General features: G+C 32.2%; 12 protein-coding genes. 6 read left to right on the top strand and 6 right to left on the bottom strand.

What is annotated here, in order from left to right:
- Positions 1–138: 138 nt before the first annotated feature.
- Complete coding sequence (gene ytxJ, locus Q4Q34_RS18410; RefSeq protein WP_303317886.1) at positions 139–528, bottom strand: bacillithiol system redox-active protein YtxJ; 390 nt, start codon at positions 526–528, stop codon at positions 139–141.
- Positions 529–833: 305 nt separating this feature from the next.
- Here ytxJ and clpB point away from each other — a divergent pair, with 305 nt between their 5' ends.
- The 6 genes from clpB to deoD all read left to right on the top strand — a co-directional run bounded on the left by clpB (position 834) and on the right by deoD (position 7,246).
- A complete protein-coding gene (gene clpB / locus Q4Q34_RS18415; RefSeq protein WP_303317887.1) occupies positions 834–3,437 on the top strand; it encodes an ATP-dependent chaperone ClpB in 2,604 nt (867 codons plus the stop codon).
- Positions 3,438–3,689: 252 nt separating this feature from the next.
- Positions 3,690–4,286 (top strand): TetR/AcrR family transcriptional regulator, encoded by a 597-nt coding sequence (locus tag Q4Q34_RS18420; protein WP_303317888.1) that lies wholly within the window; start codon positions 3,690–3,692, stop codon positions 4,284–4,286.
- Between the two features lie 50 nt (positions 4,287–4,336).
- Positions 4,337–4,831 carry an acyl-CoA thioesterase gene (locus Q4Q34_RS18425; protein WP_303317889.1) on the top strand — a complete coding sequence of 165 codons (495 nt, stop codon included), beginning with the start codon at positions 4,337–4,339 and terminating at the stop codon, positions 4,829–4,831.
- 202 nt (positions 4,832–5,033) lie between these two features.
- On the top strand, positions 5,034–5,678 hold the full coding sequence (gene deoC, locus Q4Q34_RS18430) for a deoxyribose-phosphate aldolase (RefSeq protein WP_303317890.1): 645 nt from the start codon (positions 5,034–5,036) through the stop codon (positions 5,676–5,678).
- Between the two features lie 202 nt (positions 5,679–5,880).
- Positions 5,881–6,546 (top strand): deoxyribose-phosphate aldolase, encoded by a 666-nt coding sequence (deoC, locus tag Q4Q34_RS18435; RefSeq protein ID WP_303317891.1) that lies wholly within the window; start codon positions 5,881–5,883, stop codon positions 6,544–6,546.
- Position 6,547: 1 nt separating this feature from the next.
- The gene (gene deoD / locus Q4Q34_RS18440) at positions 6,548–7,246 is read left to right on the top strand and encodes a purine-nucleoside phosphorylase (protein ID WP_303317892.1); all 699 of its coding nucleotides are present in this window, start codon (positions 6,548–6,550) and stop codon (positions 7,244–7,246) included.
- 347 nt (positions 7,247–7,593) lie between these two features.
- Here deoD and Q4Q34_RS18445 read toward each other — a convergent pair whose 3' ends face one another.
- The 5 genes from Q4Q34_RS18445 to Q4Q34_RS18465 form a co-directional block, all read right to left on the bottom strand.
- Entirely contained in the window at positions 7,594–8,436 is an 843-nt protein-coding gene (locus Q4Q34_RS18445; RefSeq protein ID WP_303317893.1) for a 5-oxoprolinase subunit C family protein, read from the bottom strand.
- Positions 8,429–9,160 carry a 5-oxoprolinase subunit PxpB gene (pxpB, locus tag Q4Q34_RS18450; RefSeq protein WP_303317894.1) on the bottom strand — a complete coding sequence of 244 codons (732 nt, stop codon included), beginning with the start codon at positions 9,158–9,160 and terminating at the stop codon, positions 8,429–8,431. Before pxpB ends, Q4Q34_RS18445 begins: the two co-directional genes overlap by 8 nt.
- Complete coding sequence (gene pxpA / locus Q4Q34_RS18455; protein WP_303317895.1) at positions 9,157–9,897, bottom strand: 5-oxoprolinase subunit PxpA; 741 nt, start codon at positions 9,895–9,897, stop codon at positions 9,157–9,159. Before pxpA ends, pxpB begins: the two co-directional genes overlap by 4 nt.
- Entirely contained in the window at positions 9,897–11,126 is a 1,230-nt protein-coding gene (locus Q4Q34_RS18460; RefSeq protein WP_303317896.1) for an Nramp family divalent metal transporter, read from the bottom strand. Before Q4Q34_RS18460 ends, pxpA begins: the two co-directional genes overlap by 1 nt.
- A gap of 241 nt (positions 11,127–11,367) precedes the next feature.
- Positions 11,368–14,589 carry a S41 family peptidase gene (locus Q4Q34_RS18465; RefSeq protein ID WP_303317897.1) on the bottom strand — a complete coding sequence of 1,074 codons (3,222 nt, stop codon included), beginning with the start codon at positions 14,587–14,589 and terminating at the stop codon, positions 11,368–11,370.
- Between the last annotated feature and the right edge of the window lie 48 nt (positions 14,590–14,637).

Consider the following 14,637-nt stretch of genomic DNA (forward strand, 5'->3'; position numbering starts at 1 on the left):
CTTTCTAAAGGAGATATACATAATTACACAAAGCTTGATATAAAATCGCTTCAATGTTTTATACCTAACAATAAATGAAGTTGAAATTTTCCTATTGGAAGATCAATAGAAAAACCATGAACTAATTCTGTAAATTATTTATACAAATCTACTTAAATCAATTTCGTTTATGGCACCATGAGAGGCATGCGCAAGGACGACACCGTTTTTAATAACTATTATTTGAGGCGATTCATGCATAACCTGGAATTTATAACCAACTTCATTAGAAAGATCACGATAATTTAGTAAATCTAAATAATACAGGTCTAAGTCTTTTTCGGTTAAATCATATCCGCTAACAAATTGTCTCATAACCATACTGCTAATACCGCAACGTGTAGAGTGTTTAAAAATAACCTGTGTTTTAATAGCAGATTTTTTTTCTATAAAATCCAATTGAGGTATTTGATTTAAAGGAATCCAAGGGATCACCTTCTCTTCTTTTGCTTCACTTTTACCTCCTAATATTTTATTTAATAACCCCATGTATTTATATTTTAAAAGTTATGTTACTTTAAGTGATTTAGTATTTATGAATTGTATCATAATATCTTTTAAAAATCTAGAAACATTTTTACAGAAACACTTAAACTAACTTTATTATGCACTAAGTCGAAACCAATATCGGAATCTTACAAACTGACTAAAAGTCACTTCAACAGTGGTTTTACACGACATTTTGTCTTTTAAAATGTGTTGGTAAGGTTATTGACTTAAAGATGTTGTAAAAGTAATTAAATAAAATTGATGAACAGATTTCCGTTTTCACGGGAATGACAAAATACATACAAATGAACTTAAATAATTATACAATAAAATCTCAGGAAGCCATTCAGCAAGCCCAACAAATTGCACAAGGCTTCTCACATCAACAAATTGAAAATGAACATCTTTTTAAAGGTGTTTTTGAAGTTGACGAAAACGTATTACCATTCATTTTAAAGAAGCTGAATGTAAATATCTCAATACTTCAACAAGCTTTAGACAAACAAATAGAAAGTTTTTCCAAAGTTACTGGTAGTGAATTAATGCTGTCTAGAGAAGCAGGCAAAAGCCTTAACGAAGCATCAATTATTGCAAAAAAGATGAAAGATGACTTTGTTTCTATTGAACATCTTATTCTAGCTATTTTTAAATCGAATAGCAAGATAGCTCAAATGTTAAAAGACCAAGGCGTTAATGAAAAAGGGCTTAAAGCTGCTATTGAAGAATTACGTAAAGGAGAACATGTAACCTCGCAAAGTCAAGAAGATACATACAACTCATTAAATAAGTATGCAAAAAACCTAAACCAATTAGCAAAAGACGGAAAGTTAGACCCTGTTATTGGTCGTGATGAGGAAATACGACGTATTCTTCAAATTTTATCACGTAGAACCAAAAACAATCCAATCCTCGTTGGAGAGCCTGGAACAGGTAAAACAGCTATAGCAGAAGGTCTGGCCCATAGAATTATTGATGGTGATATTCCTGAAAACCTAAAAGACAAGCAGATTTTTGCTTTAGATATGGGCGCCCTCATTGCAGGCGCAAAATATAAAGGAGAGTTTGAAGAACGTTTAAAAGCTGTTATTAAAGAAGTTACTACCAGTGATGGTGATATTGTGTTGTTTATAGATGAGATTCACACCTTGGTAGGTGCTGGTGGCGGACAAGGAGCCATGGATGCAGCAAATATTCTAAAACCTGCTTTAGCCAGAGGTGAACTTCGTGCTATTGGTGCAACAACATTAGACGAGTATCAGAAATATTTTGAAAAAGACAAAGCTTTAGAGCGTCGTTTTCAAAAAGTAATAGTAGATGAACCAGATACAGAAAGCGCCATTTCAATATTACGTGGAATTAAAGAAAAATACGAAACACACCATAAAGTTCGTATAAAAGACGAAGCCATTATTGGTGCTGTTGAATTATCAGAACGATATATAACCAATCGTTTTCTGCCGGATAAAGCCATAGATTTAATGGATGAAGCCGCTTCTAAATTACGTATGGAAATTAATTCCAAGCCTGAAGAACTTGATGTTTTAGATAGAAAGATCATGCAGTTAGAAATTGAAATTGAAGCTATTAAACGCGAGAAAGACGAATCTAAGTTAAAATCGCTTCGATCGGATCTGGCTAATTTAAAAGAATCCAGAAACGAAATCTATGCCAAATGGAAAAGCGAGAAGGAAGTTGTTGATAATATCCAAAATACAAAACAGGATATTGAAAATTATAAGTTAGAAGCAGAACGCGCAGAACGTGATGGAGACTACGGAAAAGTAGCTGAATTACGTTACGGGAAAATTAAAGACGCCCAAGAACAACTTGAAGTGTTTCAAAAACAATTACAGGCACAATCTGAAAATTCATTAATAAAAGAAGAAGTAACTTATGATGATATAGCAGAAGTTGTTGCCAAATGGACTGGAATTCCGGTAACAAAAATGATTCAAAGCGAACGTGAAAAATTGCTTAAGCTTGAAACCGAACTACATAAACGTGTCGTAGGACAAGAAGAAGCCATAATTGCAGTTAGTGATGCCGTTAGAAGAAGTCGAGCAGGTTTACAAAATTCGAAAAAACCAATTGGTACGTTCCTTTTTCTTGGAACAACCGGTGTTGGTAAAACTGAATTAGCGAAAACCTTGGCTGATTATCTTTTTGATGATGAAAATGCGATGACCCGTATCGATATGAGCGAATATCAAGAACGACATGCTGTAAGCAGATTAGTCGGTGCGCCTCCAGGATATGTTGGATATGATGAAGGCGGACAATTAACCGAAGCTGTAAGACGCAAACCTTACTCTGTAGTTCTTTTAGATGAAATTGAAAAAGCACATCCTGATACTTTTAATATTTTACTACAAGTATTAGATGAGGGACATTTAACTGATAACAAAGGGCGCATAGCAGATTTTAAAAACACAATTATTATAATGACCTCAAACATAGGAAGTCATTTAATACAAGAACGTTTTGAAGCAACTAAAGATATTAATTCTGCAATGGAATCGGCAAAAATAGATGTCTTAGGTTTATTAAAACAAAGTGTACGTCCTGAGTTTTTAAATAGAATTGATGACATCATCATGTTTGCTCCTCTTAGTAAAGAAGACATAACAGCCATTGTTGAATTGCAATTAAAAGCACTTACAAAAATGATAGGGCAGCAAGATATTACTTTTGATGCAACACCAGAAGCGGTAACTTACTTAGCTGAAAAAGGATATAATCCGGAATATGGTGCAAGACCTGTAAAACGGGTTATTCAAAAAGAAGTTTTAAATGCTTTGAGTAAAGAAATATTATCGGGAAGAGTGACTACAGATAGCATTATTTTATTAGATGCTTTCGATGATGAACTGGTTTTTAGAAATCAAAAACTACAAGCTGAATATGAATAGTTAACCCTATATAATTAGTAGTAAAAACATTTTATTGTTTTTTCGTTTAACGGTAAGCAACCTTTTTAATTTAGCAACATCTAGGATATATAATATTCATAATAATAGCTAAATTAAAAATGGTTGCTTGTCTTTTTTTCATGGTATCTAGGAATCTTATTATAACAAAGATGATTACATAACCTCACAGATAACAAAAAATACCATATAAAAATATACCAAATGGTATATTTTTATTATATTTGACAAATCATGACAACAAAAGCAGAACTCACATCACAATATATATTGGAAATAGTTGCTCCTATTTTTAATAAAAATGGTTATGCTGCAACTAGTTTAAGTGATGTCACCAAAGCCACAGGTCTAACTAAAGGTGCTATTTACGGCAATTTTAAAAACAAGGAAGATTTAGCCATTGCCTCTTTTGTGTTTACCGTAAAAAATATGCTTAAACGAATTGGTGAACATTTGTCCAACAGTGATTCTCCTATTAAAAAGTTATATCTTATAACTGATTTTTATAGAAATTACTATGACTATAGTAAAAAACTTGGTGGTTGTCCTGTTATAAATATTGGTGTTGACGCTAATAATCAGAACAGTCTTTTACTTCAAAAAGTTAGACAAGTTATAGAACGCATTCAAGATCAAGTAACAACAATAATTGAGGAAGGTATAGAAGCTGGAGAAATTTCATCAGAAATAAATGCCCTATATTTTGCTAGACGACTAGACACCATGATACAAGGAGCTATATTTATGACTTATACCATGGATGATGATTTTTATATTCAAGACACTATGGACTTAATAGACAGAATGATAGATAAAGAGCTTAAAATATAATATTTTTTTAACTTAAAATATACCGATTGGTATAATAAATAATAGTAATTATGAGCGAACTTTTAAACGTTTTAGAGAGCAAAACAAAAATTAGATTTCAAGACTGCGACCCATTTAATCATTTAAATAACGGAAGTTACACAAATTATTTCATGAATCACCGAGAAGATGTACTTATGAAACATTATGACATCGACATTTATAAGATGGCAAAACAACATGGAAAAAGCTGGGTTTCAAGCAGCAATCAAATTGCTTATTTAAAACCAGCATTTTTAATGGAAACCGTTACTTTTGAATCACAATTAATACACTTTACAGACAGTGAATTACATGTAGAAATGCGTATGTATGATGGAGACAAAAGTCATTTAAAAGCTATCATTTGGTCTGGTTTTGTGCATTTTAACTTGTTAAAACAAAAACGAGAAATACATACTGAGGATTTAATGCAACTTTTTGAAAATGTTAACAACCCCGTGAACGCTTTTACTTTTGAAGAACGTCTTATTCAAATGAAATCCAATCTTGTTAAAGAAACTTAAAATTAAGCTTGAGTACAGTAATAAATAAACAAATATGTTAGCTTATGGTATGGTTATTGTTAATAAAAATATGCTTTTATGTAAATTTTATATCATTATAAATACGTAAATTTGTTTTTGCGTGAGCCCTAAATTTCACATAAAAACAAAAAAATAATTCAAGTTTATCCCCTTAATAAACTTCTAAAACCTACTTATAGAGATGGATATTTACAAGTATATTGATTATACACTTTTAAACCCTACTTCAACAGAACGAAACATTATAGATTTATGCCATGTAGCAAAAAGATATGGTTTTTATTCTGTATGTGTTAGTAGTTCCTACGTTTCTTTAGCAAAACAATTACTAGAAAAAACAAATGTTAAAATTTGTTCAGTTATCGGGTTTCCTCTTGGGTCTATGGCTACTGCATCCAAAGTTTATGAAGCAAAACAAGCTATTCATGATGGAGCTGATGAAATTGACATGGTTATTAATCTTGGATTTCTTAAAAGTAAAAATTATGTGTCCGTTTTTAAAGATATCAGCGATGTTAAACTTGCTATAGGGAAAAAGCCTTTAAAAGTTATTGTTGAAGTTTCTGAATTAAATAAAAATGAAATTATAAAAGCTTGTGAAATTTCTCTGGATGCCAATGTAGATTATATCAAAACATCCAGTGGGTTTTCAAAAGGTGGTGCTACATTAACTGTAGTTAAGATTATAAAAAAGACCGTTAAGGATCGTATTAAAATATGTGCATCAGGAGACATTAAGGATGTTGAAACCGCTAAAAAATATATTGATATAGGTGTTAGTAGAATTAATGTTTCATCAGATTTTAAGATAAAACAGACTGCGTAAATGTAATTTGTAGTATAGTGAATAAAAAAGGCTTTTAAAAATAATACGTTTTTAAAAGCCTTTTTTTATTAAACAAATCGTAAAAAATAAAACGCTAATAAATCTTAAAAACTAATTAGGACTACGACTCGTAAATACATAAAACACCTATCTTAATTTTATTTAATTTTTATTAAAAAAGCACTAACTTTAACCTACTTATATGAAACCTATAAATAAATACATAGATCACACACTTCTAAAAGCAACAGCGACAGTAAAAGACATCATTAAATTATGTGAAGAGGCGATTCAGCACCAATTTTTTTCTGTTTGCGTAAATAGTTGTTATGTTTCCTTAGCTAAAGAAGAATTACTAAACAGCAATGTTAAAATTTGTAGCGTTGTTGGTTTTCCTTTGGGTGCTATGAGTACTAAAGCCAAAGTTACTGAAGCCACCTTGGCCTTAAAAGATGGGGCAGATGAAATTGATATGGTTATTAATATTGGTTTATTAAAAAGTAAAAACTTTGATGGTGTTTTAAAAGATATTGTAGCTGTAAAAAAATGTATGCCTAACCACACCTTAAAAGTTATTTTAGAAACATGTTACCTTCAAGAATTAGAAATAATTAAAGCTAGTGAGCTTGCCATAAAAGCAGGTGCTGATTTTATAAAAACGTCTACAGGGTTTGGACCTAGCGGAGCTACATTAAATGATGTAAAACTTATGAAAAATGCTTGTGTAAACTATACTAAAGTAAAGGCCTCTGGTGGCATAAAAGATTATAAAACAGCTATAGAATATATCAATTTAGGAGTTGATCGTCTAGGGACTTCATCTGGAATTAGTATCCTAAAAGGTACTTCCTCTAATTCAAACTATTAAAATGAGTTTACACATAGAAGCAAAAAAAGGAGACATTGCAGAAACCATTTTACTTCCAGGGGATCCTTTAAGAGCTAAGTGGATTGCTGAAACTTTTTTTGAAAACCCTGTGTGTTTCAACAAAATAAGAAATATGTATGGCTATACCGGAACTTATAACGGTAAACGTATTTCCGTAATGGGAACAGGTATGGGCGTACCTTCTACTACTATTTATGCGCATGAACTTATTACAGAATATGGCGTTAAAAATTTAATCCGTGTTGGCAGTGCCGGATCATACCAAAAACATGTGAAAATTAGAGATATTGTTTTGGCTATGGCGGCTTCTTCTAGCTCTGGTATTAATAAATTGCGATTTGGTGGTGCAGACTATGCCCCAACTGCGAGCTTTGATTTGTTTCAGAAGGCAGTAGAAACCGCTAGGAAAAAAAGTATTCCATTAAAAGCCGGAAATGTTTTCACTTCTGATGAATTTTATGAAGATGATTTCGATTCTTATAAAAAATGGTCTGAATTTGGAGTATTATGTGTAGAAATGGAAACTGCTGGTTTATATACTGTTGCTGCAAAACATCATGTTAACGCCTTAACTATTCTAACCATTTCTGACTCTTTAGTGACTAAAGAAAGGACTACCAGTAAAGAACGCGAAACCACGTTTAAAGAAATGATAGAAATCGCATTGGAACTAGCATAACCTCATGTGAGCATCTATGGAAAAAATGAAGATTGTAGCTGGTTTAGATGAATCTCATGGTATAAATAACTAACGTGAGTTCGTCATAAAATTTATAAAAAAATAGACAAAAGCTCAATAAAATAAAGCTTGTCTCCTTGAGCGCAGTCGAAAGGTTTTAAAAATTCAGTTGTTTTAATTAGGTTTCGACTTTAGTTTATACTGAGCGCAGTCGAAGTACTCAGTATAAACTATAGCCGAAGTACTCAACCTGACATTTGAATATAATTAACTGATTTTCATTTAAATAAAGCTAAAGATGTATCGAACTCACGTTAATTAAGATCTTTAATCTTAATATTTAATGACTACATAAGATTAAAATATATCGTATTTCCTGTAAATTTTTGTGCTAAAATATTAATAGAAGCTTCCTTTAATTGCAAAACTCTTGGGTACCCTCCAGTAGTTTGACAATCTCTCATTAGAATAATAAGCTTTCCTGAAGGTGTTAATTGCACAGTTCCTGGCAGTACCGATGATGTAATTATAGACTCTAAATTATTCGCTAACGGCTCGTTTAATTGGTATGCCATTCTATTGTTTTCCTTAGAGATTGTAAATCCTTGTGTTACTAATATATCTTGCTGAGCTTTTGTGAGTTTATAAAATTCCGGTCCTTTAAAAACTTCAATCTGATTAGTAGTATGCCCCTTTATAACTTTAATTGCAGCATGCTTCATACCTAGACCTTTTAATGATGTATCAATTAGCAGCTCATCGTTTTTAAATAACGTAGATTGCTTTGTTATGCCTTGGTACATACTGTAACTATTCATAACATTTTCAGTCTTAAAACCACCCAAAACAGCTAAATAAGACCTGAACCCAGAAACAAGCTTACCAAAAGACACAACATCACCACTTTTTACTAAAATTGGCTTATTTAATTTTATTGAGGTTCCATTTATTTTTGGAGATATGTCTGCTCCAGAGATACAAATACTTGTTTCGCAATTGAACTCTAATATAGGGCCTGTCATTGTTATTTCAATGACTGCTGCATGCACATCGTTTCCTAATAGTATATTTGCTATAGATGCCGAATAAACATCCATAACTCCAGAATATGGTACCCCATAATCCTGATAGCCATGACGACCTAAATCTTGAATAGAGGAATATAAGCCTGTTTTTAAAACCCTAATCATCAATGACCTCACTTTCTAATTGATAAACACCAGCATCTACTAGTGTTTTAATATCCTTATATTCTTTAAGTGATATTGGCTTAAAAACAATTTTATCTCCCGCATTTGCAAAACATGGTAATTCCTTCTGAGGATTAAAAAATTCTACAGGTGAATTACCAATAATATTCCAACCACCAGGACTTTCGCTAGGATATATTCCAGTTTGCCCACCTCCTATTGCTACAGTTCCTTTTAATACCTTTAATCTGGGTGTAGATTTTCTTGGCGTGTACAATTTTTCATTTAACCCTCCCAGGTACATAAACCCTGGCAAAAAACCAATAAAATAAACCGTGTACACTCTGCTGGAATGCATCTTGATAATGGACTCTTGAGAGATACCTTTTTCGGTAGCCATTTCTTTTAAATCAATAGCAAAAGTGTCTTCATAACACACAGGTATTTTCCATTGTTTTGGAGAAAAATTAATATCTTGTTTTTTTCGAAGATATAACTGATTAAGGATGAAAACAACATCTTCAAATGTATCAATAACAAAATCATATATTACTAATAATGAATTGTATGATGATCTTAATTCAACTATACCTTTAATATTTTTAGTTTTAATTTTTTCTTTAAAAACAATAATGTCAGATAGGATATTTTCATCAATACCTAGTGGCCATTCAATTAAAACAGACCGTTCTCCAAAAGGTTTATATGTCAGTTCATAACTCACCTTATTTGAATACCATGGGTTTTTAAACGACCTTCTAAATTCTTAATCAAATTAACCGCATTTGGGTTGTCACCATGAACACAAAATGTCTGTGCTTTTATTTCAACGGTTTTACCTGTGATAGTCTTTACCTTTTGTTTTGAAATCATATGAAAAATATGCTCAAACAAATAATCTTCATTATGTATGGATGCAGTTATTTCCTTTCTTGAAACCAATGTTAAATCATCATTATAATTTCTATCTGCAAAGGCTTCATAAGTAATTGGGATATTTTGTGCTATAGCTATTTTTTCAATAACCGACTTATAGGGTACGTAAAGTTTAATTGGTAACATGATGGTTTTCATGACTTCTATAATCACATTCGCCACTTTTTCATCAACCATAGCCATATTATACAAGGCTCCATGTGGCTTTATATGATGCAAAGTTCCATGTTCTTCTCTAAGAATAGACATTAAATCATCAACCTGTCCTTTAACACTTTTAAATAAAGCTGCACAGGACATTTCCATATGGATGCGACCAAAGTTTACTTTATCAGGAAAGGATGGATGTGCGCCAATCTTTACACGATGTTTTTTAGCTAAGTTAATAACATTGCGCATGGTATCTGCATCACCTGCATGTCCTCCACATGCTATATTGCACGAAGAAATAAACGGCATGAGTTCTGCCTCATTACCAATTCCCTCGCCCATATCTACATTAATATCAATAACACCAGGTATCACTAAAAAATATTTAAATGAAAAACTTTGCTAAGTGTTGCTACAGATAACAAGATACTAATTCCTAGAATTATAAACCCAAAGATATTCTGTTTAATATTATTTTTATAGACTCCTAAAATGGCCGATTTATTCATAATCCAAATCAAAAAACCTGCAATAACAGGTAGTAAAATACCATTAGCCACTTGTGCAAATTTAATAATATCAATAGGCTTTATTGCTAACGATGACAACAAAACACCTAATAATAAAATAAACATCCATACTCCCCTAAATTTTTTAGATTTCAAATTAGAACTCCAGCCTAAACATCCACTCGCAACATAGGCTGCCGCTAAAGGAGCAGTAATAGCACTTGTAATCCCAGCAGCAAATAACCCCATAGCCAAAAAGTATTTTGAAAAACTTCCAAACAAAGGTTCCAGTCCTTTTGCCAAATCAGAAGCACTACTAATGTCCTGAGACTGAATAGCAGCTGCAGATATAATAATGCACATAGACACCAAACCTCCTAAAACAATTGCTACAACAGTATCCCTTCGTACATACTTTAAATCGCTAGTTTTATGCCACTTTTCTTTAACTAAAGCTGCATGCAAAAACAAATTATAAGGAACTACGGTCGTTCCAATTAATCCAATTACTGTTAATATACTATCGTTTGAAAATTTTGGAATGAAAAGCCCCTTGAAAATATCTAATATGTTGGGTTTCGTTATAACGGCAGTTATTAAAAAAGCTAAACTCATTATTATTACTAGCCCAACCAATACTTTTTCCAGAAGCTTATAACTACCTAGATACAACAAAATAAATGCAATTAACCCAATAACCACACTTAAAACATTCATAGAAAAACCACCAATTTCGATATTCGGATTCCCTACAATAGTTTGTAGCCCTAAAACACCGCCACTGATATTACCTGCTTCATAAGCAGCATTACCTATTACTATAGCCGATAGAATTAATATTATAGCTAGTCCTTTTAAAATAGGATTCTTAACCTCAGTTCGAATAATCTGTGATAAACCTTTCTGGGAAATAATGCCCAAGCGTGCAGACATTTCTTGAAGAATCACGGTTGCTATTACAGACAATAACATAGCCCATAATAATGAATACCCAAAATTAACGCCTGCAAGTGTGCAAACTGTTACAGTGCCCGGCCCTATAAATGCAGCTGCTACCAATGGACCTGGCCCTATATTTTTAAAAATATTTTTCAAATTATTCAAAAATAAGAAATCTTATTTTAACGTGAGTTCACATAAAATTTATAAAAAATAGACAAAAGTTTCAATAAAATAAAACTTGTCACCTTGAGCGCAGTCGAAAGGTTTTAAAAATTCAGTTGTTTTAATTAGGTTTCGACTTTAGTTTATACTGAGCGTAGCCGAAGTACTCAACCTGACATTTGAATATAATTAATTTTCATTTAAATAAAACTAAAGTTATATCGAACTCACGTTATTTTATTTGGTTCAGTAAAACTTCTACAGCTTTTTTAAGTTGTGTATCTACTTTTTTAGACTTATCATCTGGATTATTAAACACTAAAACATCCGGTACTGCTGGTCCCAATTCCATATTAGACTGTGATTCTTTTACATACCAACCTCTATAAGGCATTCTAACTCTAGAACCATCAATTAGAGAGGTACTTCCAGTTGAGATAACGGCTCCAAACGTTGGCTCTCCAACCAAAGTTCCTATGTTTAGTGACTTATAAGCATGGGAAAATATTTCGGCATTAGAATAACTCGATTGATTACAGAGTGCTATGGATGGTTTTGTCCAAGATGCTAGTGGTAAACGCTCACTAAAAGGGTAATGATTTTTGAATTTTTTATGTTCTTTTTCTAAATCTTTTGCTGCACCTCTAGGCACAGTATACGCATGTTGTTTTACATTAAGTACTGCCATTAAATAATCGGTTGTCCAACCACCACCATTAAAACGCACGTCAATTACAACACCTTCTTTTCCTAGTCCAGCAGCAGTCAATTCTCTCTCAAAACGTTCAAAACTTTGCCAATTCATACCTTGTATATGAATGTATCCTAATTTCCCATTGGAATATTGATCTGTTAACTGCTTACGCTCTTTTACCCAAGCGTTATAATTCTCAGTACGATTATTATCTTTTGGTCTAATAACAACCTCTTTAACTGTAGCTCCTCTTTTAATTTCCAGATAAATTTTCTCGTTTGAAGTCCCTTCTAACAAACTATAAATATTCAAGTTTTTATTAAGTTTAGTGCCATTAATAGCTGTAATAATATCACCACTATAAAGTTTACTTATACTTCTATCTCCTGGCATATTGTTTACCACAGATACAACCTTTGTGTTTCCATTTGTATCTGGTAACAATTCCAAACCTAACAAACCTGTCTTTTCTCTTTGCAAATTCTCTCTTTGTTCTCCACTTATAAAGCCCATATGACTAGCATTCACCTGACCTAGCATCCAATTAAACATATTTTGGAAATCGTTTCGAGTAGACGCTTTCATTGCTAAAGGTTTATACGTTTTCTTAAGGCTTACCCAGTTTTGTCCATGAAAATTAGGGTCATAAAATCCATCATTGATAGCATTCCAAGCTTCCTCAAAAATTTGATTGGACTCTACATTATAATCAATATCTAACTTAGCAGATATAGGAAGACTCTCAGTTTTAGAATTAGATAAGTTTATACTACTAAGACTTCCAGATCCTTTTGTCATAAACAACTTAGAAAACTTTTTATTCATTGTAATATGAGACGGTCTGCTGTTTTTTGTTGTAATCGCTTTTTTGTCTTTGCCTTCCCATGAAATCTTGAATAAATCAGATTCGACCCTGGCATCTCCTCTATTTCCATTTCCTGTTGTATAATAAATCGTTTTACCGTCTTCTGAAAAAGCCCTTCCAAACTCTCCTCCTACAAATGAGGTTACTTGAACCTGACGCTCATGAATGTCTTGAAAATCTATAATAACATCTTCTACAACATCATTTTCTTTACCTTTTTTATTTTTTTTGCCTTTTTTATTTGAAGTATCGTCTGAGTCTTCCTCCCAATCCCGTGTTGTTTTTTCCCAATCTTTCTTATTCAACCAAGTAAACCAAACATCATAATCGCTATTATTTCTATTTGATGAAAACATTAGTTTTTTTCCGTCTGAACTCCAAATAGGTCCTCTATCTTGTTTAGGATGCATCGAAATATTTACTGGTTTTTTGCTATTGTCTGCTTTATGAATGTATATATCTGCATTAAAATCTAAGTCATTTAAACTATATGCTAACCATTTTGAGTCTGGAGACCAACTCACATTTCTGGCATTATTCCAACCATCTAGCAAAATGGTTTCTTTTGATAACTTTCCATTGGTATCAATATCTGAAACTACTAATTTCCCTCTACCTCTATTAAAAACAAGCAATGCTCCGTTAGGTGAAAGTACCGGGTTATACTCATGCTCACTCGTTTTAGACAATCGCACTACTTTATGCTTTAAGGTTTTGAATAGATTAGATTCTTTTTGATCGTCAGATTTCACTAAATATAGATCATTTTGACCATCTCTATCGGATACAAAAACGAGTGTACTATCATTTAGCCATACAGGCATTCTATCTCTATAAGATGACTTTGAAACATTAACTGTTCTAGATTTTTCCTTTTTATTTTCTCTTATAAAAATTTCCCCTCGAATTACTAAAGCACTATAATCTCCATTAGGAGACAAAGCTATATCCTTAATATTCCTACTATATGTTTTATGTTCTATAGGATCTAATCTATAGTCTGACGAAATATTTATCTTTATTTCCTTTTGTTTTTTTGAAACAGTATTTACTAAATATACATTATCACCTTTATTCACAACCAAATCCTTTCCATTTCTACTTATGTGAAATGAAAAAATCCCCATATCTTTAAATGATGTTACTGAAATAATATTTCCTTGTTTTTCTCCTGCACTATTAAGATCTAGTTTATGTACATTATACTTTCCACTCCTAGCAGATTGAAAATAAATAGTCGTATCATTACCCCATTGTGGATAAAAATCTTGTCCTTCAAAAGTAGTTAGCTGTTTATAGGTGTCTTTTTCTATATCATATAACCAAATATTATTATTTGCAGGACCTTTGTAAGCCTCTCGTTGTATTCTGCAACTACCTTTTACAAAAGCAATAAACTTTCCATTAGGCGATAATGTTGCTTGACTCCCTAAAGCACTCATATACCTATATGGTGTACCTCCTTTTTCATTAACAATATGCGTTTCGTTTTCTCTTTCAACTTGAGCAAAATTTCTGCGCGTAGAAAAAAGAATATCACCATTTTTAGTATAGTCTGTGATATTATCATTTGCAGAATGGTAGGTTATTCGCTTCGGAATCCCTCCTACTGATGCTATAATATAAACATCGTTATTGCCATACCTATTGCTTGTAAATGCTATTGATTTTCCATCAAAACTCCAAATAGGATTCGTGTCATTTGCTTCATGAATGGTGAGTCGTTTTGCGTTTTGTCCATTTATGTTGCAAGTCCAAATATCACCCTGATAATTAAAGGCAATTGTCTGTCCATTTGGACTTATTGAAGGTAAATTAACTAAAGGGTTTTGAGAAAAGATACAATTAGTAAAAAGAAAACCAAATGCTAATACTGAATTGAAAAATTGCTTCATTTTTTGGTGATTGTTTTGTTATCCGCCAAAGCTAAATGATTTTTTAGC

The organism is Flavivirga abyssicola (genome assembly GCF_030540775.2).
Lineage (GTDB): Bacteria > Bacteroidota > Bacteroidia > Flavobacteriales > Flavobacteriaceae > Flavivirga > Flavivirga abyssicola.